Source organism: Xanthomonas sp. DAR33341, from assembly GCF_003992815.1.
Lineage (GTDB): Bacteria > Pseudomonadota > Gammaproteobacteria > Xanthomonadales > Xanthomonadaceae > Xanthomonas > Xanthomonas cissicola.
This window is the reverse complement of sequence record NZ_QEYV01000019.1, coordinates 61,749-83,295: the sequence shown is the minus strand read 5'-3', so window position 1 is coordinate 83,295 and position 21,547 is coordinate 61,749. Positions and strand designations below refer to the sequence as shown.

At 61.8% G+C, this 21,547-nt stretch carries 12 protein-coding genes, 2 tRNA genes and 3 rRNA genes; 14 read left to right on the top strand and 3 right to left on the bottom strand.

All coding sequences use genetic code 11. The features are described from left to right. Nucleotides 1-109: 109 nt before the first annotated feature. The 9 genes from tyrS (at nt 110) to EO156_RS06265 (ending at nt 11,653) form a co-directional block, all read left to right on the top strand. Nucleotides 110-1,321 carry a tyrosine--tRNA ligase gene (gene tyrS, locus EO156_RS06305; protein ID WP_005914412.1) on the top strand — a complete coding sequence of 404 codons (1,212 nt, stop codon included), beginning with the start codon at nt 110-112 and terminating at the stop codon, nt 1,319-1,321. A 717-nt stretch (nt 1,322-2,038) separates the two neighbouring features. Next, a 16S ribosomal RNA gene (locus tag EO156_RS06300) occupies nt 2,039-3,585 on the top strand. A gap of 95 nt (nt 3,586-3,680) precedes the next feature. Then, a tRNA-Ala gene (locus tag EO156_RS06295) sits at nt 3,681-3,756 on the top strand. An 18-nt stretch (nt 3,757-3,774) separates the two neighbouring features. Next, nucleotides 3,775-3,851, top strand: a tRNA-Ile gene (locus EO156_RS06290). A gap of 227 nt (nt 3,852-4,078) precedes the next feature. Next, nucleotides 4,079-6,959 (top strand): 23S ribosomal RNA (locus EO156_RS06285). 125 nt (nt 6,960-7,084) lie between these two features. Then, a 5S ribosomal RNA gene (gene rrf / locus EO156_RS06280) occupies nt 7,085-7,199 on the top strand. The 16S, 23S and 5S rRNA genes sit together here with 2 tRNA genes alongside, the layout of an rRNA operon. A 315-nt stretch (nt 7,200-7,514) precedes the next feature. Further along, nucleotides 7,515-8,330 carry a bifunctional DNA-formamidopyrimidine glycosylase/DNA-(apurinic or apyrimidinic site) lyase gene (gene mutM, locus EO156_RS06275; RefSeq protein WP_005911534.1) on the top strand — a complete coding sequence of 272 codons (816 nt, stop codon included), beginning with the start codon at nt 7,515-7,517 and terminating at the stop codon, nt 8,328-8,330. Between the two features lie 543 nt (nt 8,331-8,873). Then, nucleotides 8,874-9,983, top strand: coding sequence for a DUF4380 domain-containing protein (locus EO156_RS06270; RefSeq protein ID WP_078585911.1), 1,110 nt, complete (start codon nt 8,874-8,876; stop codon nt 9,981-9,983). A 68-nt stretch (nt 9,984-10,051) separates the two neighbouring features. Continuing rightward, the gene (locus EO156_RS06265; protein WP_011052870.1) at nt 10,052-11,653 is read left to right on the top strand and encodes a glucan biosynthesis protein D; all 1,602 of its coding nucleotides are present in this window, start codon (nt 10,052-10,054) and stop codon (nt 11,651-11,653) included. A 166-nt stretch (nt 11,654-11,819) separates the two neighbouring features. On the opposite strand, the gene EO156_RS06260 is transcribed toward EO156_RS06265, so the two are convergent. Together EO156_RS06260 and EO156_RS06255 are read right to left on the bottom strand one after the other, a co-directional pair. Further along, nucleotides 11,820-13,064 carry a GAF domain-containing protein gene (locus tag EO156_RS06260; protein WP_003485110.1) on the bottom strand — a complete coding sequence of 415 codons (1,245 nt, stop codon included), beginning with the start codon at nt 13,062-13,064 and terminating at the stop codon, nt 11,820-11,822. A 432-nt stretch (nt 13,065-13,496) separates the two neighbouring features. Beyond that, the gene (locus EO156_RS06255) at nt 13,497-14,126 is read right to left on the bottom strand and encodes a thymidine kinase (protein WP_005917020.1); all 630 of its coding nucleotides are present in this window, start codon (nt 14,124-14,126) and stop codon (nt 13,497-13,499) included. A gap of 205 nt (nt 14,127-14,331) precedes the next feature. Here EO156_RS06255 and EO156_RS06250 point away from each other — a divergent pair, with 205 nt between their 5' ends. From EO156_RS06250 to EO156_RS06240, 3 genes are all read left to right on the top strand, one after another. After that, nucleotides 14,332-16,308 carry a UvrD-helicase domain-containing protein gene (locus tag EO156_RS06250; protein ID WP_011052868.1) on the top strand — a complete coding sequence of 659 codons (1,977 nt, stop codon included), beginning with the start codon at nt 14,332-14,334 and terminating at the stop codon, nt 16,306-16,308. A 77-nt stretch (nt 16,309-16,385) separates the two neighbouring features. Then, nucleotides 16,386-16,940 carry a GNAT family N-acetyltransferase gene (locus EO156_RS06245; RefSeq protein ID WP_016848648.1) on the top strand — a complete coding sequence of 185 codons (555 nt, stop codon included), beginning with the start codon at nt 16,386-16,388 and terminating at the stop codon, nt 16,938-16,940. A 323-nt stretch (nt 16,941-17,263) separates the two neighbouring features. After that, nucleotides 17,264-18,298 (top strand): DUF4272 domain-containing protein, encoded by a 1,035-nt coding sequence (locus EO156_RS06240; protein ID WP_015463790.1) that lies wholly within the window; start codon nt 17,264-17,266, stop codon nt 18,296-18,298. Between the two features lie 282 nt (nt 18,299-18,580). On the opposite strand, the gene EO156_RS06235 is transcribed toward EO156_RS06240, so the two are convergent. Then, a complete protein-coding gene (locus tag EO156_RS06235) occupies nt 18,581-19,249 on the bottom strand; it encodes a DUF480 domain-containing protein (RefSeq protein ID WP_003485105.1) in 669 nt (222 codons plus the stop codon). A 336-nt stretch (nt 19,250-19,585) separates the two neighbouring features. Here EO156_RS06235 and EO156_RS06225 point away from each other — a divergent pair, with 336 nt between their 5' ends. Next, on the top strand, nt 19,586-20,551 hold the full coding sequence (locus EO156_RS06225) for a 5'-nucleotidase, lipoprotein e(P4) family (RefSeq protein WP_026006930.1): 966 nt from the start codon (nt 19,586-19,588) through the stop codon (nt 20,549-20,551). Beyond that, nucleotides 20,548-21,279: an orotidine-5'-phosphate decarboxylase gene (gene pyrF, locus EO156_RS06220; RefSeq protein WP_016849586.1), complete on the top strand. Its 732-nt coding sequence runs from the start codon at nt 20,548-20,550 to the stop codon at nt 21,277-21,279. The genes EO156_RS06225 and pyrF overlap by 4 nt, the downstream gene beginning before the upstream one ends. The last annotated feature ends 268 nt before the right edge of the window (nt 21,280-21,547 follow it).

Below are 21,547 nucleotides of genomic sequence, written 5' to 3'. Positions count from 1 at the left end.
AACAGCGCGTCAAACCATTGAGCCTGTTCATTATTTTCACTTGGCGCGGAATTAACCCGCGTTTAACATCATTCACGTTTTTGACGGCAAGCGCCGCTGGAGTCTGTGGTTGGCCACTATCGAAGAATCCCTCGCACTCATCGGCCGCGGCGCCGAAGAGATCCTCAAGCTCGATCAGCTGCAGGCGCGGCTCGCCACCGGTAAGCCGCTGCGGGTGAAGGCCGGCTTCGATCCCACCGCGCCGGATCTGCATCTGGGCCATACCGTGCTGCTCAACAAGATGCGGCAATTCCAGCAGCTCGGCCATCAGGTGATCTTCCTGATTGGCGATTTCACCGGCATGATCGGAGACCCGAGCGGCAAGAACGCCACCCGCAAGCCGCTCAGCCGCGAGGATGTGTTGGCCAACGCACGGACCTATGAAGAGCAGGTCTTCAAGATCCTGGACCGCGAACGCACCGAAGTGCGCTTCAACTCCGAATGGTTCGGCCAGATGAGCGCGGCCGACATGATCAAGCTCTCTGCCCAGCACACCGTCGCGCGCATGCTCGAACGCGACGATTTCGCCAAGCGCTTCGGCAGCCAGCAGCCGATCGCCATCCACGAATTCCTCTATCCATTAGTGCAGGGCTACGATTCGGTTGCCCTGAAGGCGGACGTCGAGCTCGGCGGCACCGATCAGAAGTTCAACCTGTTGATGGGGCGTGGCTTGCAGGAGCATTACGGCCAGGCGCCGCAGATCGTGCTGACCATGCCATTGCTGGAAGGCCTGGACGGCGTGGCCAAGATGTCCAAGTCACTGGGCAATTACATCGGCATCAACGAGCCGGCCATCGACATCGTCACCAAGACGATGAAGATCGGCGACGCGCTGACCTGGCGCTGGATCGACCTGCTGTCCTTCGATATCAGCATGGCCGAAGCGGCACGCCTGAAGGAGGAGGTCGCCTCCGGGGAGTTGCACCCGCGCGAGGTCAAGCTGCGCCTGGCACGCGAACTGGCCACCCGGTTCCACGATGCCGCCACCGCAGAGCAGGCCGTTGCCGGCTGGCATGCGGTGGTGACAGGGCAGGGCGACACCAGTCTGCTGCCGCTGCAGGAAGTGGTGGTTCCCGCCGAAGGCCTGCGCCTCGCCGGTCTCCTGACTGCGGCCGGGCTGACGCCCAGCAATTCCGAAGCCACCCGCAAACTCAAGGAGCGCGCGGTCAAGATCGACGGCGAAGTGGTGGAGGATCCCGGTCGCGTCTTCACGCAGGGCTTTGAGGGGGTCATCCAGGTGGGCAAGCGCAATTTTGCCCGCGTATCGCTCGTCACTGGCTAAAGCGCACCGAGGTTGCTGCAGATCGGCAATCTCGGTGGCCCCATATGTCTTACCTGTTAGATGGAAGTTGAAATCCAAGGCCCTCAGAGGTTTCAAGCCAGCATGACTGCGGCGTAGCGCAAATTTTGGCAATTCCGTGAAGAATTTTTCACAAAACACTTCCCAAATCGGTTCGGCGGGCATATAGTTCGCCTCCCCCGACGCAGCGGCCCGCAAACGCGGACCTGAAGCGGAAGGGTTCGAAAACTCCTTGAAATTAAGGTGTTGACGAAACGAAAAAGCCGGCTATGATGGGCGGCTCGCTACACGGAAAGACGCTACGGCGGATGGAGGTGCAGCGGCGGCAACGTCCTCTTCACGAGGGGTTGACGAGGATGAAAAGCCTGCTAATATGGCCGGCTCGCTTCGCAGAAAACCTTCGGGTTCAAACGAAGCAGCGTCAACCACCTCGAAATGAGGTGTTGACGGCAAGAAAAAGTCCGCTATAATGGGCGGCTCGCTTCGACGGAAACGACGAAGCTGACGGGAACGGCGCTGAGGCCACTTCCCAATGTTCTTTGACAGTGTGCGCAGGTAATTTGTGCGGACGCCTGCAGGAAGGATGATTGTCCATCTTGCAGACGTTTAATCAAGCAACATATTAATTGCTTTGCAAGCGATAAGTTGCCAGTGGTTGGACTTCTGCAGCTAAAGTATTTGCCTTCGGGCATGTAATTTTAAGTGAAGAGTTTGATCCTGGCTCAGAGTGAACGCTGGCGGCAGGCCTAACACATGCAAGTCGAACGGCAGCACAGTAAGAGCTTGCTCTTATGGGTGGCGAGTGGCGGACGGGTGAGGAATACATCGGAATCTACTCTTTCGTGGGGGATAACGTAGGGAAACTTACGCTAATACCGCATACGACCTACGGGTGAAAGCGGAGGACCTTCGGGCTTCGCGCGGTTGAATGAGCCGATGTCGGATTAGCTAGTTGGCGGGGTAAAGGCCCACCAAGGCGACGATCCGTAGCTGGTCTGAGAGGATGATCAGCCACACTGGAACTGAGACACGGTCCAGACTCCTACGGGAGGCAGCAGTGGGGAATATTGGACAATGGGCGCAAGCCTGATCCAGCCATGCCGCGTGGGTGAAGAAGGCCTTCGGGTTGTAAAGCCCTTTTGTTGGGAAAGAAAAGCAGTCGGTTAATACCCGATTGTTCTGACGGTACCCAAAGAATAAGCACCGGCTAACTTCGTGCCAGCAGCCGCGGTAATACGAAGGGTGCAAGCGTTACTCGGAATTACTGGGCGTAAAGCGTGCGTAGGTGGTGGTTTAAGTCTGTTGTGAAAGCCCTGGGCTCAACCTGGGAATTGCAGTGGATACTGGGTCACTAGAGTGTGGTAGAGGGTAGCGGAATTCCCGGTGTAGCAGTGAAATGCGTAGAGATCGGGAGGAACATCCGTGGCGAAGGCGGCTACCTGGACCAACACTGACACTGAGGCACGAAAGCGTGGGGAGCAAACAGGATTAGATACCCTGGTAGTCCACGCCCTAAACGATGCGAACTGGATGTTGGGTGCAATTTGGCACGCAGTATCGAAGCTAACGCGTTAAGTTCGCCGCCTGGGGAGTACGGTCGCAAGACTGAAACTCAAAGGAATTGACGGGGGCCCGCACAAGCGGTGGAGTATGTGGTTTAATTCGATGCAACGCGAAGAACCTTACCTGGTCTTGACATCCACGGAACTTTCCAGAGATGGATTGGTGCCTTCGGGAACCGTGAGACAGGTGCTGCATGGCTGTCGTCAGCTCGTGTCGTGAGATGTTGGGTTAAGTCCCGCAACGAGCGCAACCCTTGTCCTTAGTTGCCAGCACGTAATGGTGGGAACTCTAAGGAGACCGCCGGTGACAAACCGGAGGAAGGTGGGGATGACGTCAAGTCATCATGGCCCTTACGACCAGGGCTACACACGTACTACAATGGTAGGGACAGAGGGCTGCAAACCCGCGAGGGCAAGCCAATCCCAGAAACCCTATCTCAGTCCGGATTGGAGTCTGCAACTCGACTCCATGAAGTCGGAATCGCTAGTAATCGCAGATCAGCATTGCTGCGGTGAATACGTTCCCGGGCCTTGTACACACCGCCCGTCACACCATGGGAGTTTGTTGCACCAGAAGCAGGTAGCTTAACCTTCGGGAGGGCGCTTGCCACGGTGTGGCCGATGACTGGGGTGAAGTCGTAACAAGGTAGCCGTATCGGAAGGTGCGGCTGGATCACCTCCTTTTGAGCATGACGTCATCGTCCTGTCGGGCGTCCTCACAAATTACCTGCATTCAGAGATGCGTATCGGCACAGGCCGGTATGCGAAAGTCCCATCATGGGGCCTTAGCTCAGCTGGGAGAGCACCTGCTTTGCAAGCAGGGGGTCGTCGGTTCGATCCCGACAGGCTCCACCATTTGAGTGAAACGACTTTGGGTCTGTAGCTCAGGTGGTTAGAGCGCACCCCTGATAAGGGTGAGGTCGGTGGTTCGAGTCCTCCCAGACCCACCACTCTGAATGTAGTGCACACTTAAGAATTTATATGGATCAGCGTTGAGGCTGAGACATGTTCTTTTATAACTTGTGACGTAGCGAGCGTTTGAGATATCTATCTAAACGTGTCGTTGAGGCTAAGGCGGGGACTTCGAGTCCCTAAATAATTGAGTCGTATGTTCGCGTTGGTGGCTTTGTACCCCACACAACACGACAGATAGCTCCGAGGCAACTTGGGGTTATATGGTCAAGCGAATAAGCGCACACGGTGGATGCCTAGGCGGTCAGAGGCGATGAAGGACGTGGTAGCCTGCGAAAAGTGTCGGGGAGCTGGCAACAAGCTTTGATCCGGCAATATCCGAATGGGGAAACCCACTGCTTCGGCAGTATCCTGCAGTGAATTCATAGCTGCTGGAAGCGAACCCGGTGAACTGAAATATCTAAGTAACCGGAGGAAAAGAAATCAACCGAGATTCCCTAAGTAGTGACGAGCGAACGGGGAACAGCCCTTAAGCTGGAATGGCTTTAGAAAAACAATCTGGAAAGATTGGCCATAGAAGGTGATAGCCCTGTATTTAAAAGGGCCACTCCAGTGAAGACGAGTAGGGCGGGGCACGTGAAACCCTGTCTGAATATGGGGGGACCATCCTCCAAGGCTAAATACTCCTGACCGACCGATAGTGAACCAGTACCGTGAGGGAAAGGCGAAAAGAACCCCGGAGAGGGGAGTGAAATAGATCCTGAAACCGTGTGCGTACAAGCAGTAGGAGCTCGCAAGAGTGACTGCGTACCTTTTGTATAATGGGTCAGCGACTTACTGTTCGTGGCAAGCTTAACCGTATAGGGGAGGCGAAGGGAAACCGAGTCTGATAAGGGCGCATAGTCGCGGGCAGTAGACCCGAAACCGGGTGATCTAGTCATGGCCAGGGTGAAGGTGCCGTAACAGGTACTGGAGGCCCGAACCCACGTCTGTTGCAAAAGACGGGGATGAGCTGTGATTAGGAGTGAAAAGCTAATCGAACCCGGAGATAGCTGGTTCTCCTCGAAAGCTATTTAGGTAGCGCCTCATATGTATCCTCTCGGGGGTAGAGCACTGTTATGGCTAGGGGGTCATCGCGACTTACCAAACCATTGCAAACTCCGAATACCGAGACGGACTGTATGGGAGACACACGGCGGGTGCTAACGTCCGTCGTGAAAAGGGAAACAACCCAGACCCACAGCTAAGGTCCCAAATTCACTGCTAAGTGGAAAACGATGTGGAAAGGCATAGACAGCCAGGAGGTTGGCTTAGAAGCAGCCACCCTTTAAAGAAAGCGTAATAGCTCACTGGTCGAGTCGGTCTGCGCGGAAGATTTAACGGGGCTAAGCAGTGAACCGAAGCTTGGGGTGCATAAAACGTGTTTTATGCGCGGTAGAGGAGCGTTCCGTAAGCCTGCGAAGGTGGATTGAGAAGTCTGCTGGAGGTATCGGAAGTGCGAATGCTGACATGAGTAACGATAATGCGGGTGAAAAGCCCGCACGCCGAAAGCCCAAGGTTTCCTTGCGCAACGTTAATCGACGCAGGGTTAGTCGGTCCCTAAGGCGAGGGCGAAAGCCGTAGTCGATGGGAAGCAGGTTAATATTCCTGCACCTCGCGTGAGTGCGATGGAGGGACGGAGAAGGTTAGGTGTACCGGGCGTTGGTTGTCCCGGGGAAAGGCGGTAGGTTTGGATCTTTGGCAAATCCGGGATCCTTTAAGACCGAGCACCGAGACGAGCCTTTTTGGCGAAGTCACTGATACCACGCTTCCAGGAAAAGCTCCTAAGCTTCAGCTCACGAAGACCGTACCGTAAACCGACACAGGTGGGTAGGATGAGAATTCTCAGGCGCTTGAGAGAACTCGGGTGAAGGAACTAGGCAACATGGCACCGTAACTTCGGGAGAAGGTGCACCCTTTTTGGTGGCTCATGCGAGCTATAGCTGAAGAGGGTCGCAGAAACCAGGCCGCTGCGACTGTTTATCAAAAACACAGCACTCTGCAAACACGAAAGTGGACGTATAGGGTGTGACGCCTGCCCGGTGCTGGAAGGTTAATTGATGGGGTCAGCCGCAAGGCGAAGCTCTTGATCGAAGCCCCAGTAAACGGCGGCCGTAACTATAACGGTCCTAAGGTAGCGAAATTCCTTGTCGGGTAAGTTCCGACCTGCACGAATGGCGTAACGACAGCGGCGCTGTCTCCACCCGAGACTCAGTGAAATTGAAATCGCTGTGAAGATGCAGCGTTCCCGTGGCAAGACGGAAAGACCCCGTGAACCTTTACTATAGCTTTACACTGAACGTTGAGTTCGTCTGTGTAGGATAGGTGGGAGGCTATGAAACTGTGGCGCTAGCTGCAGTGGAGCCATCCTTGAAATACCACCCTGTCGTGCTTGACGTTCTAACCTAGGTCCGTTATCCGGATCAGGGACCGTGTATGGTGGGTAGTTTGACTGGGGCGGTCTCCTCCTAAAGAGTAACGGAGGAGCACGAAGGTACGCTCAGCGCGGTCGGACATCGCGCACTGTGTGCAAAGGCATAAGCGTGCTTGACTGCAAGATCGACGGATCAAGCAGGTACGAAAGTAGGTCTTAGTGATCCGGTGGTTCTGTATGGAAGGGCCATCGCTCAACGGATAAAAGGTACTCCGGGGATAACAGGCTGATACCGCCCAAGAGTTCATATCGACGGCGGTGTTTGGCACCTCGATGTCGGCTCATCACATCCTGGGGCTGTAGTCGGTCCCAAGGGTATGGCTGTTCGCCATTTAAAGTGGTACGCGAGCTGGGTTCAGAACGTCGTGAGACAGTTCGGTCCCTATCTGCCATGGGCGTTGGAAGTTTGAGAGGGGCTGCTCCTAGTACGAGAGGACCGGAGTGGACGAACCTCTGGTGTTCCGGTTGTCACGCCAGTGGCATTGCCGGGTAGCTATGTTCGGAAGCGATAACCGCTGAAAGCATCTAAGCGGGAAGCGCGCCTCAAGATGAGACTTCCCGGGGCACAAGCCCCCTAAAGGAACCATGTAGACTACGTGGTTGATAGGTCAGGTGTGTAAGTACAGCAATGTATTGAGCTAACTGATACTAATGATCCGTGCGGCTTGACCATATAACCTCAAGTTGCCTTGGTCCCAACGAACGTTGGTAGATCACCAAACGCAAGCTACGTCACAAGTTACCTCTGCGAGACGCGCGCCTCATCCGATCTTTGGATGGCGACGCTCCAACCGTCTCCCTGGTGAAATTAGCGCTGTGGAACCACCCGATCCCATCCCGAACTCGGAAGTGAAACGCAGCTGCGCCGATGGTAGTGTGGCTCAAGCCATGCGAGAGTAGGTCATCGCCAGGGGCTTTACCCCGAATCCCTCAGTCCAATGGACTGAGGGATTCTTTTTGCGCCAAATTTGAGGAAATGGCCTAGCAGGCAATGTCCTCATGACTCCAGAAGCGGTAGGCGACCGACGTGCTGCAGCAGCGCAGCAAGTGAGATAGCTGCTGAAATTAGCCAGCGTTGGGGACTCAGCGATACTGCTTATACATCAGGCAGGCAAAGCAGGAAGGGGACAGCGATAGCGCGCCGGCAGGGTCGCGTTGATTGTGTTTGAGTGTTTCGACCCCATTAGCTGCTTTGCCGGTGTGTGGCCGGCGTTTGTTGGATGCGCTGATGCCTGAGTTGCCCGAGGTCGAAACGACGTTGCGTGGCCTGTCGCCGCATCTGGTTGGGCAGCGGATCCATGGCGTGATCCTGCGTCGGCCCGATCTGCGTTGGCCGATTCCCGAGCAGATCGAGCGCTTGCTTCCCGGCGCCACCATTACCAACGTGCGCCGACGTGCGAAATACTTGCTGATCGATACGGATGCCGGCGGCAGCGCGCTGTTGCATCTGGGGATGTCCGGAAGTCTGCGGGTGCTGCCTGGCGACACGTTGCCGCGGGCGCACGACCATGTGGATATCAGTCTGCAAAGCGGGCGCTTGCTGCGTTTCAACGATCCGCGCCGCTTTGGCTGCCTGTTGTGGCAATCCGGCACGCAAGCCCATGACTTGCTCGCTGCGCTTGGTCCAGAACCATTATCGGATGCATTTACTGGCGATTATCTCCACGCGCTGGCACAGGGGCGGCGCGCTGCCGTCAAGACCTTTTTGATGGATCAGGCCGTGGTTGTCGGAGTTGGAAATATCTACGCTGCCGAAAGCCTGCATCGGGCGGGAATCAGTCCGTTGCGCGAGGCGGGGAAGGTCTCGCTGGAGCGTTATCGGCGTCTGGCTGATGCAGTGAAAGACATCCTGGCGTATGCCATCCAGCGCGGTGGAACCACATTGCGCGACTTCATCAGCCCCGATGGTGCGCCCGGCTATTTCGAGCAGGAACTTTTTGTTTATGGGCGCGAGGGCGAGGCCTGCAAACAGTGTGGACGGGTCTTGAAACACGCGACGATCGGTCAACGCGCTACGGTGTGGTGCGGGAGCTGTCAGCGATAAGCGCCATATCAAGCCGGCGCGGTGTTTGACCGCTGACGTTGTCGCGATAGTCTCCAGATCGTTCCAGCGGACGCCACAACAATGCGGCTCGGCTAACTCCGGACATGGCCTACGTTCTGGCGTTTTACACGCGCCTGCTCTTCGCAATGTTCTGACGACCAACATGGCTCTCTTAGGCACCGTGGGGTTTGGCATGCACTGGCTGGTTGCGACGCATTGCGTATGGGGTTGCCCGAGGAAAGCGGCTACCTGGCTCGATGAGTCGTCGCGTTCGCTGCGCTCGTTCCGGATGCCGGCATCGGATGCCGGTTCCAACCTGCTTGCATGTCCGAGCGCATGCGCCGACCCAACCGGGGCTCCCTCCTGCTTGAGACCGTTGAGACGTCGCCAAACGCTCTACGTGGCCCAGGTCTCCAGGCAGACATCGCGCGAACGGGCACCTGGCCTGCAGCAACGTGCCAGCAAGCAGACGCGAGCAGGGGTGTTCTGGCGTCCACGCAGGGGGCGGGCCACAATCGTGAAGTCCTTACGTGGAAGCGCTGTATGTCCAGCTCGCGACAGCTAGTCGTTCCCCTGGTGCTTACCGGTGCATGTGCGTTGCTATCGATGACGTCGACTGGCGCGGTGACGCCCTCTTCGGACGATGCAGCTGCCGTCGAGCGGCTGCAGTTGAAGACCAACGCCATAGAACTGAGCGTCACGCCGGCATTTGGCGGGCGCGTGCTGTCGTTCAATCTGCGCGGCCAGCCCAACGTGTTGAAGCTCGGTGCAGCGGTGGAGCAACAGCCTGCGCCCGAGGTCTCGGCCACTGCCGGGGATATTGCTTATTTCGGCCATGATGTGTGGGTCGGGCCGCAGAGTCAGTGGTGGCTGCACCAGCAACTCAATCGCGAGCGTCAGGCGGCGGCTGCGGTGTGGCCGCCGGATCCGTATCTGTCGCTGGCGCAGACGCGCGTCAGCGTGCGTCGGCATGACGTGGTGGAATTTGAAGGCGTGCCCAGCCCGCTGACCGGGGTGCAATTGCGCAAGCAGATCAAACGTTCTGCAGCGCGTGCGGACACTGTCGAAATCGGTGCCAGCGCACGCAATATCCGCGCGCAGCCGATTGCCTGGGATCTTTGGTTCAATACGCGGGTTGCGGCCACGACGCGGGTGTTCGTGCCGGTTGCCGCTGCTACGGATATTCGGCTGCAGCCGCCGCGCGAGCCCGGCACGATTGCGCCGCGTTATCAGCAGGAGCGCGGCATGCTTGCGCTGCGCGCCGATGCCCGCCCAGACGGATTGATCCAGCGCGGCAAGTTATTGCTGCAGCCGTCTGCAGGATGGATGGCCGGTTTCGCGGGCGGGCAGGTCTTGGTGATTCGCTTCGCACATCAACCGCTGTCGGCGATCCATCCCGAGCAAGGCCAGGTGGAGTTGTATCTGGATGCGCCACCCCAGCATCCGGAACAGGGATTGCTGGAAATGGAGGTGCACGCACCGTATCGGCAGCTTGCGCCAGGTGCGCAAATGCAGGCACAGGAGCAGTGGACGCTGCTGCGTTACACCGGGCCGGATGAGGAGCAGGCGCAGCGGCAGTTCCTTTGCAGCAACGCCAAAGCGCTCGCGCTGGTGAATGCATGCGGTGCGCCCTCTCCGTCTCCGTCTCGCTGAAGTGCGCATTCACCTCAAAGCCGAGCTGTGGCTATGATGTCGCCCATTCCCCGACCAGATCGATGCGCATGCAACGACGCCACTTCCTGAAGAATGCTGCTGCCGCATTGGCCGCGCTCGGTTTGCCGACGTTGCCGCAGTGGGCGCTAGCGGCCAAGGCCGTCGGTCTGCGTCGACTCGGGCAGCCGCAGCCGTTCGACTACGCCTGGTTGAAGGGGCAGGCGCGCGAGCTGGCGAACGCGCCTTACAAGAGCCATAAGCAGCTGTTGCCGGGGCCGCTTGAGGCGCTGAACTGGGATCAATATCAGTCCATCCGCTACCGGCAGGACCACGCGCTGTGGGCCGATGGCAACGGCAAGTTCCAGGCCAAGTTCTTCCACCTGGGACTGTATTTCCATACACCGGTGCACATTTACGACATCGTCGATGGCAAGGCACAGCAACTGGCTTACGACCCGGCGGCATTCGATTACGGCCGCAGCGGGCTGGGCGGCAAGCAATTGCCGAAGGATCTGGGCTTTGCCGGTTTCCGGCTCAATACACGCAAGGACACCGACCGCGACTTTTCGGCATTCCTGGGCGCAAGCTACTTCCGTGCTGTCGGCAAGGAAGGCCAGTATGGGCAATCGGCGCGTGGGCTGGCCATCGATACCGGTACTGGTGGGCCGGAAGAGTTTCCGGATTTCATCGCCTATTACCTAGAGCAGCCGGCCGACGATTCGGACACGGTGGTGGTGTACGGCTTGCTGGATTCGCCCAGCGTTGCCGGTGCGTACCGGTTCGCCATCACCAATGGCGATGTGCTGCTGATGGATATCGACAGCGCACTGTACCCGCGCAAGGCGATCGAGCGGTTGGGTATCGGCCCGTGCACCAGCATGTACCAGGTCGGCGAAAACGATAACCGGATGGACTGGGATTGGCGTCCGGAAATTCACGACACCGACGGCCTGGCGATGTGGACCGGCGGCGGCGAGTGGATCTGGCGCCCCCTATGCAACCCGCCGCATCTGCGTTTCAACATGTTCGTCGACGAGAACCCGCGCGGCTTCGGGCTGCTGCAACGCGACCGCAACTTCGACCATTACCAGGACGATGGCGTGTTCTACGAAAAGCGCCCCTGCCTGTGGGTGGAACCCAAGAGTGGTTGGGGCAAGGGCTCGGTGCAGTTGGTCGAGATTCCGACCGTGGACGAGACCTTCGACAACATCGTGGCGTTCTGGAATCCGCAAGCCAAGCCACAGCCGGGACAGGAACTGCTGATGGGCTACCGGCTGTATTGGGGCGCGCAGCCACCGGCCAGCTCGCCGTTGGCGCATTGCGTGGCGACCCGAACCGGCCTGGGCGGCATTGTCGGGCAAAAACGCAGCCATTTCTCCTGGCGCTTTGCGGTGGATTTTGCCGGTGGCGAGCTGGCCGCGCTGGCGAAGGACCCGAAGGCCAAGGTGGAGGCGGTGTTGCAGGTGTCGCGCGGCACCACTGAAATCGTGTCGGCGCGCCCGCTGCACGAGCTCAAGGGCTATCGGGCGATGTTCGACCTGGTGCCGCCGGACGAGGGCACCCAGCAGATCGATATCCGCCTGTATCTGCGCGCCAACGGCAAGCCGCTCACCGAAACCTGGCTGTACCAATGGACGCCACCGCCGCCGAGCGAGCGCAGGATCTACTGAGGAGCCGAGCAAGGGGTCCGGCGGCGCTTGTTACTGGCATCGGGTTGCCAGCGCCGCTCCATGCGGCAATGCGGCGCCAGAGGACGTGTGGCCGGCATGCCGCATGCGGCTGGAGCGCCACCTTTGGCGCACTTGTTTGCGGGACGATAGTCGCTGCGTAACGCATTCAGGTCGGCGCCGAGGTGCCGACCAGATGCAGTCGTCCGCGCGGACGTGTGCAGGCCAGCTCCACGCGGAAGCAGGTGCCGTCCTTGCCGCTGATGATGCGTAATTCGCCCTGATGGGCCTTTGCGATCTGCGCCGCCATATGCAGGCCCAGATCGACATCCGGTAGCGCACGTCCGCCGGTATGCACATGGGTGGAAGCATGCAGCACATCCAGCCGACGCGGATCGATCCCATCCAGATTGCAGACTTCGATGCGTAGCCGGCCATGTTCGGTGACCGCGACCGCCTTGATCAACGAACTTTGCGGCCCTTGCACGACGGCGTTGATCATCAGGCTGCCGAACATCTGCGCCAGACGGATCGCATCGCCGTGTACTGGCTCGTCGATGGCCACGTGCGTGGACAGCACCTGGTTGGGATAGGCGGCGCGGGTTTCGTCCACGACCTGGGAGAGTGCATCGAGCAGGTCGCTCCCGTCGCCATAGTCCAGCTGCAACCAATCGAGTTCGATGCCGCGAGCGAAATCGCAGGCGAAATCGATCAGTTCTTCCATGCGCCGCAGGCTACGCTGCAGCGAGCGAATGGAGCTGCCGTAGCGATGGTTGAGTTGGTCGATGGACAGCATATCCACCACCGCATGCATGGACTGCAATGGGTTGCGTAGGTCGTGCCCGAGAATGCCGATGAATTCTTCACGCAAGCGCGCCGAGGCGCCCACGCGGCCCAGCTCGCTGCGGGCGCGCCGCGATTCCAGCGCGCTTTCTTCGGCACGTTGCTCGGCCTGGATCTGGGCGGCCAGCAACTGCGCGAGCAGTTCGACCTTTTCCACCAGCGGTGCGTCCATGACGCGCGGCTGCGGATCCAGCGCGCACAAGGTGCCGAACACGCTGCCGTCGTCGAACTTGATCGGCACCGAGACGTAGCTCTCGAAGCCGTAGAGCCGCGGCGAGGGGTGATCGCGATAGATCGGGTCATCCGATGCATGCCCGAACCACACGGCATTGCCTCGCACCCGTACGCTGTCGCAAAACGTGGTGGCCAGCGGCAGCTCGTCGCCGGGCCGCAGGCCAAAGGACAATGCATCGTGCACCTGACAGGTGATCCAGCGCGCGTCGGTGACGCGGGCGACGGCGGCAAATCCCATCCCGGTCAGACGGGTGAGGACGCTCAATACGTCGGGGACCGAGGAGAGCCGGCCAACACGCGCGATGTCGGCGCGCAATGCGGGAGGCAGTGGATCCATGAGTGCCTCCAAAGAGTGGACGCTTGCCAGTTTACAGGACCGCGGTTGCGCCCGGTTGTGTGGTGCGCCGCTGTCTCACAGACACCACGATACGCCTGTCTGACGGCGCCCGCGACGCCGCCGTGACCGCATGCCCGCATAGGTTTAGCACCGCCTGCAAAGCGTATAGGGCGTGGCCAGTGGGTCGCGGGTGGCTGTCGACGAACGCGGCGCGCAGCGTGTGCCGACGTGTGGGTGTTAGCGGCTGGCGTCAGCGCGGCGGTGAGGCCTCTGGTGCTGTCGAACGGACAACTGCGATGTGTAGGCCCTGCTTCCCGCGCGATAGCGCAGCGCAAACGAGGATGCGCCCGAATGCTGCTGCTCATGGGGTACTGCCGTCCTGAATGCACCACGGGGCGCGGATGGCTGCGGGTGCGTGACCCGGCCCCGGCGCTAGGCAACCGGCAGCGGCAAGGCGATCTGTAGCGGATCGATGCGGCCTTCGCCGCGCATGATCTTCTTGAACTCGGCCCGGCTGACCGACACATAGCGCTCGTTGCCGCCGATCTCCACCTGCGGGCCGTCCTGCACCGCGTGCCCGTGCGCATCCACGCGCACGGTCATGGTCGCCTTGCTGCCGCTGTGGCAGATGGTCTTGATCTCTTCCAGCTCGTCGGCCCAGGCGAGCAGGAACTGGCTGCCCTCGAACAGCTCGCCGCGAAAATCGGTGCGCAGGCCGTAGCACAGCACCGGAATGCGCAGGCGGTCGACCACCTCGCTCAACTGCCAGACCTGGGCGCGGCTGAGGAATTGCGCTTCGTCCACCAGCACGCAGTGCAACGCGCCGTCGTTGTGGATGTCGCGTTCGACCAGCTGTTGCAGTTCGGTGTCGCGCTCGAAGATACGCCCGTCCGCGCGCAGGCCGATGCGCGAGGCGACCACGCCGCTGCCGGCGCGGTGGTCGAGCTTGGGCGTAAGGATCAGCGTGCGCATGCCGCGCTCGCGGTAGTTGTGCGCCGATTGCAGCAAGGTGGTGGTCTTGCCGGCATTCATTGCCGAATAGTAGAAATAGAGCTTGGCCATCGGGCGATTTTACCGGCCGGGCGGCAGGATGCGGCGCCTGTGCGCTGCGTTGGCGCGGCCAGGCGGGGCCAATGTCCGCCGTCGAGTGGGTGGAAGCGCAGCCCCTGGCTTGAGGCAAGGGCTAGCGGTGCTGGAGACATGAATCCATCGCGCCGGCCAGCCGCAAGCAGCCCCGGTACAATGGCGCGCTCTGTCGGAAGCCACTATGTACGGTCTCAATCCCCCGCAAAGCGCCGCGGTGCTGCACTGCGAAGGTCCCTTGTTGGTGCTGGCCGGTGCCGGCAGCGGCAAGACGCGTGTGATCGTGGAAAAGATCGCGCATCTGATCGCCATCGGCCGTTATCCGGCCAAGCGCATCGCCGCGATCACCTTTACCAACAAATCCGCCAAGGAAATGCGTGAGCGTGTGGCCAAGCGCATCCGCGGCGACGGTGCTGAAGGCCTGACCATCTGCACCTTCCACGCGCTGGGCCTGAAGTTCCTGCAGATCGAGCATGCCGCCGCCGGTTTGAAGCGCGGCTTTTCGATCTTCGATTCGGACGATGCCGCTGCGCAGATCAAGGACCTGATGCATGGCGCCAAGCCCGATGCGATCGAAGACGCCAAGAACCTGATTTCGCGCGCCAAGAACGCCGGCCTGTCGCCGGAACAGGCGATGGCGGCCGCACGCAGCACCCGCGAAAAGGAAGCGGCCAGCTTGTACGAGCGCTACCAGGCGCGGCTGACCACCTTCAACGCGGTGGATTTCGATGACCTGATCCGCCTGCCGGTGCAGATCCTGGAAGCCAACGAAGACATCGTGATGGGCTGGCGCGAGCGCATCGGCTACCTGCTGGTGGACGAGTGCCAGGACACCAACGATGCGCAGTACCGGCTGTTGAAGATGCTGGCCGGCCCGCGCGGCAACTTCACCTGCGTGGGCGACGACGACCAGAGCATCTATGCCTGGCGCGGCGCCAATCCGGAAAACCTGCAGCAGATGGCGCGCGACTATCCGGCGCTGGAAATCATCAAGCTGGAACAGAACTACCGCTGCTCCAATCGCGTGCTGCGCGCGGCCAACGCGTTGATCGCGCATAACCCGCACGAACACTTGAAGACCTTGTGGAGCGACCAGGCCGACGGCGAGCGCATCCGCGTGTGGGAATGCCGCGACAGCGAGCACGAGGCCGAAAAGGTCGCTGCGGAGATCTCGTTCCTGGGCACCGCCAAGCAGGTGCCGTGGAGCGATTTCTGCATTCTGTTCCGCGGCAATTTTCAGTCGCGTCCGCTGGAAAAAGCGCTGCAGCTGCTGCGCGTTCCATATCACCTCACCGGTGGCACCGCGTTTCTGGAGCGGCAGGAAGTCAAGGATCTGCTGTCGTGGTTGCGGTTGATCGTCAACCCGGACGACGACGCGGCGTTCTTGCGTGCCGTGCAATCGCCCAAGCGCGAAGTCGGCGCGACCTCGCTGGCGCGTCTGGCCGAGCTTGCCAGCGCCAAGTCGGTGCCGATGTCGCGCGCAGCCGAGTCGATGGGCGCCCTGCAGCATTTGCCGCCGCGCGCGGCCAATGGTTTGAGTGCGTTTACCGACATCCTGCGCGACATGCGGGAGCACTCGTCCAGCATGCCGGCCGGCGAGCTGGTGCGCCTGCTGGCCGACAAGTCCGGCTTGCTCAACGACCTGCGCAATCAATCTAAAGACGAGACCGGCTTCCAGCGGCGCAAGCGCAATCTGGACGAACTGGCCGAGTGGTTCGAAGGTGGTCCACGCGGTGCAAGCGCCAGCGATCTGGCTGCGCAGTTGGCGTTGCTGTCGCGCAACGACAAGGACGATGGCGGCAACCAGGTGCGCATGATGACCATGCATGCGTCCAAGGGACTGGAATTCCGCTATGTCTTCATCGTCGGCTGCGAGGACGGCGTACTGCCGCACGAAGTGAGCCTGGAAGAAGGCAATCTGCAGGAAGAGCGCCGCCTGCTGTACGTGGGCATCACCCGCGCCAAGGAGCAGTTGTGGATGAGTCACAGCAAGCTGACGCGCAAGTTCGGTGAGCATGTGCGACTGAAGCCGAGCCGGTTCTTCGATGAGATTCCGGCCGAAGAACTGCAGCGCGATGGCGCCGACCCGGTGGCCGACGCCGAGCGCAAGAAAGAACGCGCCAGTGCGGGATTGGCCGCGATCCAGGCATTGTTCGACTGATGCGCAGTGCGCCGTAGCACGCGCACCTGCCGCTCATCGCTTGCCAGTGACGCGCCGGCACGGCAGTCTGGTTTTTCATGATGCCGGAGTGTGCCGTGACCGTTGTGATCCAAACCCCGCGACTACGCTTGCGCACGCTCGACCCCGAGCGCGATGCCGATGCGATGTTGGAGCTGGTCAACGACCCTGGCTTTATCGCCGGTATCAACGACCGCGGCATCCGCACGCGCGAGCAGGCGCGCGCGCATCTATGCGAATGGGCGCAGGCACATCACGCGCGGTATGGGTTTGCGCATTGGGCGGTGGAGACGCGCGAGGACGCCGCGTTCATCGGCACGCTGGGCTTGTTGTGTCGCGAGACCTTGCCGGTGCCGCACCTTGGTTTTGCGCTGTTGCCCGCATATCGCGGCAAGGGCTATGTCACCGAAGCCGGCCGCGCGGTGCTGGACTATGCCCGCGACGTGCTGGGCTTGTCGCAGCTGTGCGCGATCGTCTCGCCGGACAATGCCGAATCGATCCGTGCGCTGGAAAAGCTCGGGCTGCAGCAGCAGGGCCTGCGTGTATTGAGCCCGGAGACCGCGCCAGTGCTGTATTACGCGATCGATCTTGGGCCTGTGGGCAGGGCGGGTTGAGCAGCAGGCTTGACGCACCGATTCAACGGGCAGCGCGACCGGCAGTCTGCGTAAGTAGCTGCAGCGTCGATGCGCAGGGCGTGCTTGGAACGGGGCGCCTGCAACGACGGTGCGTGCCGTCGGGCGGGCGTCGCCATTGCTGGGCACTGCGCGTCCACATCCACATCCATCCTGCGCGCCGTTCATGCTCCGGACCAGACTTGGCACGTTTTGCCAGCCGCTTCTGTTGCTGAGGCGGGTGCTTGCATCGGCTCTGGTCGACACAGCGCATCACCGCGCGGACGCATAATCGGGTAGTTGGTTGCTCTCCGAAGGATGCTTGCATGTCACTGGTGGTCAATGCTTATTCCACGCTGCGCACGCCGCTGTGGCCGGACTTTCTGCCGCAGGCTGCCGTGCAGCACCGCGACCATGCCGATCCGGCGTTGGTCGATCACTTGCATGGCTTTGTCGGCTACGTGAATCAGGCCGGCGATGGGCAGATGACGCAATCGCGCTATCACCTGATGCGGCATGTGCAGCGGGTGCGGCAGCATTTCAGCTTCCAGGTCGACGATGCGGAGTTCGGCGCGCTGGCGCAGTGGGCCGAGCAGGCAAATGCGGTGTGTTTCCTGGCCGATGGCAGCGTGCGCGACCCGCACGGGCGGGTGCTGATCAGCCAGGGCGAGCCGGCGATCGACGACGATGCGCAGGTGCCGTATCCGCCCGATGCGTTGCAGCGGCGCGCGCAGCAACGTTCCCTGCTGACCGCGCAAGGCATCCGCGTGCCGCCCAGCCTGCCGCCGGTGCCCGGCGAGGCCGAAGCACGCGTGCGCGATGCGGCAGTCGTCAGTGGACGCATGCTGGCGTTGTTTGCGGTGGCGCTGCGTGCAGAGATCCTGGCAGCAGGCGATACGCCGCCATCGCTGGACGAGGTGGAGACGCGCCTTCCCGGCGTGGCCGCGGCGCTGTCGCCGCAGGAGCGCGCCTTCTTTGCCCAAGCAGCGCCGGAGGCGCAGGCGCTGGCCAACTTCGGCTGGCGCTACGAAAGCCTGGCCGTGCTGCAATGGGCCTTGGGGCTGGCCGACACATTGCCGGAACCCACCGCCCTGTGCGAGGTGCCCCTGGTTGCACAGCGCGCGCTGGACAACGCGCAAGCCGCCGAGCGCCCGACGGTGGCACGACGCCCGCTCCCCGAGTTGCTCGACATGCTGGACCGCCACCTGCGCCTGCACTGGGCGGTCCGCCAGGCCGGCCAATCCGCTCAGCCGGTACCCGCCGGCATCGTGCCGGGTGTGGTGTATGAGCGGCATTACGCGCTCAATTGGCTACTGCACTTCGAAGATGCCGAGTGGGACGAGGTGGATACGCCGACCTGACGCTGGCGTGCCCCGACCCGGCGTTCGAGCGCGGGCAGTGCTGTTGCACGGACGCGGGGGACTTGCCGGTGCATCCATCCGTCACGTGCACAGACTGACACGGTGCAGCCGGGCGACAAGGCAGTGTGGATCTGGCGGGCGATGCCGCATGCCTCTGCGTGCGGTGGCGCATGTTTGTGATCCGGCAACGGCCGGATCGGATCTCCCAAAGGCAACAGGCGCCGATGCTGCAGCACACCTGCCGCGCTGCCATTGCAGCCGTCGGCGGGTGCTGCCGATAGATCAGGCGCCAGCTGCGTCCAGCCGCGCCTGTACCGCCGCGAGCGCTTCCTGCAGTTCGACGACCGTCGCTTCCAGTGCCTGCATGCGCGCTTCCAGGTCGCTGGTGTCGCTGCCGCTGCGCGCGCTCGGTGCCGCTCGCGCGGCGGCGGCCTGCAGCGCCTCCACATCCAGTTCGCCGCTGAGCAGATGCGCGTAGCGATCTTCGCGCTGACCGCTGGCGCGCGGCAGTTGCGCGGCCAGGCCACGCTGGATCAGCCGATCAAGGTGATGGCGCATGTCGTCGGCGTCGTTGAAACGCGCCAGCCGCTCGCTACGTGCGTACAGTTCGCCCAGCGTCTGCGCGCCGCGTAACAACAGCAGGCCGATCAGTGCGACTTGCTGGCGGGTCAGATCCAGCACGCTGCCCAGGCGGTGTTCGTAACGCTCGGCACGCGAAGAAAACTGCTGGCGCACCAGGCCCAGGGTTTCCAGCTGGCGCAGCGCGTGGTGTACCACGCCAGTCTGCAGATTCAACACCGGCTCGCGCGCGGTTTTCTGGTTGGCGGCCACCTGCGCGGCATTGACGGTGAGCGGGTACGCGTCTGGCGTGGTGGCCTCTTTTTCGATCAAGCAGCCGAGCACGCGGGCCTGGGCGGTGTCGAGGACGGGCGGGGGCGAGGTCTCTGTCATGGGTGGCTCCGGGGCAATCAGCACAAGGATATGCCGATCCGCTGCCGGCGTTCTTCCGCTGCGACGCCATGCAAGCTGGCCCACGTCATCGACGTCATCGACGGTATCGCGCGTGTCAGCGTCGCGCGCCGGCAACGGGTCTGTGCATCCGGGGACGGGCACAGGCACAGACCTGCAATCGTGGGGACGCCGATGCAGCCAAGCAGCTGGACGAGCGGCATCGCGGCGGCCGTCATCCGTACGCCTCTGTCATTCCAATGGCGCTGCCATCGGCCACCGCGAGCGATGCGGCGCGAACCGGCTAAAATCGCAGGCTTTCTTGTCGATCCTGTCCCGGTGGATGCCATGCGCCCCTCGCTTTACGCACCGTTGTCCCTCATCGTCTGCACCGCGCTGGCCCTGAGCGCCTGCAAGCCTGCCGACACGCAGCCAGCCCCGCACGCGCAGGACGCCACCGCCACCGCAACTGCCAATGTCGACGCCAGCGCTGCGGCCAGCAAGGCCGCAACGTCGTCCACCACCGCACCGGCCGGCGACGACAACCTCAATGCGGTGCTGTGGATGCAGCGCTCGGAGGAATACCGCGCCGTGGCCGAGCAGACCTACCGCGCCGCTGCCGACAAGCTCGATAACGCGCTCAAGCAGCCCAACTGGGACGCGCTGGTGCCGGAAGAACGCGGCAATGCCGCCACCGGCCTGAAGCCGGCGGTGGTGCTGGATGTGGATGAGACCGTGCTGGACAACTCGCCATACCAGGCGCGCCTGCTGCGCGATGGCAAGGAATACGACGAGTTGAGCTGGGACCAGTGGGTGGCCGAGAAGAAGGCCACCGCCATCCCCGGCGTGGTGGATTTCGCCAAGGCCGCCAATGCCCGCGGCATCACCCTGATCTACATTTCCAATCGTGCGGTGCACCTGAAGGACGCCACCTTGGCCAATCTGCGCAGCGTGGGCCTGCCGGTGGCCGACGACAGCGTCTTTCTCGGCCTGGGCACGGTGGTGCCCGGCTGCGAGCAGAACGGCAGCGAAAAGAACTGCCGCCGCCAGCTGGCCGGACAGAAGTACCGCGTGCTGATGCAGTTCGGCGACCAGCTGGGCGACTTCGTGCAGGTCACCGCCAACACCGGCCAGGCACGCGGCGTGTTGTTGCAGCAGTACCACGACTGGTTCGGCGAACGCTGGTGGATGCTGCCCAACCCCAGCTACGGCGGCTGGGAGCCGGCGCAGTTCAATAACGACTACGCGCAACCCTGGCAAACGCGCCACGACGCCAAGCGCGCTGCGCTGGAGGTGGCCCGATGAGCCGCGCGCCATTGCCGCTGGCCGCACATGAGCGGCTGATCTTCGCGCTGGATGTGCCCAGCCACGACCAAGCAATCGCCTGGGTGGACCGGCTCGGCGATTCGGTGTCGTTCTACAAGATCGGCATGGAGCTGCTGGCATCGGGCGAGTACTTCCACGTGCTCGATGCGCTGGCCAAGCGCGACAAGCGCGTGTTCGTGGACCTCAAGTTCTTCGACATTCCTGCCACCGTGGCCGGCACGATTCGCCGCCTGGCGCAGTGGCCGGTGAGCTATTGCACCGTGCACGGCTGGCACGCCGGCATGCTGCAGGCTGCCGCCGAAGCCAACCACGGCGACATGCGCCTGCTGGCGGTCACGGTGCTGACGTCGATGGGCCGCCCGGACCTGGCGGCAATGGGCATCGACCGCGAACCGGTGGACGTGGTGGTGGAGCGCGCGCTGGCCGCACAGGCCGCCGGGATCGATGGCGTGATCGCTTCCGGGCAGGAAGCCGGCCCGATCCGCCGTGCCACCGGTCCGGACTTTTCGATCGTCTGCCCCGGCATCCGCCCCGGCGGCCCGGTCGGCGACGACCAGCAACGCACGGTCGGCGTGGCGCAGGCATTTATCGACGGCGCCGACGCGATCGTCGTTGGCCGCCCGATCCGCCTGGCGAGCGACCCTGCAGCGGCGGCTGACGCCATCCAGGCGGAGATCCGCGCGGCACTGATGCAGAACGGAGACTAAAACAGCCGTTGGCTCCAAAACAAATCAATGGCTTATGCGACAACAATTAAAGCATTGCTTTAACGTGAAAGCCTCGTTAACATGCCGGCGTCCGATGTCAGTCGGAAGCTGTGTCACTCATTGTCCACCGGGCGTGTCCCGGTTTTCGAAGGGATCGCGCCTCGTGCCCGATCCTTTTTTTTGGCCGTCACGTCGCATGTCGCGGCGACCGAGGGCAATGGCTGGCCGCGTGGAGGCAGTGGATGGCGCGTTACCCGCTGCACCGGGC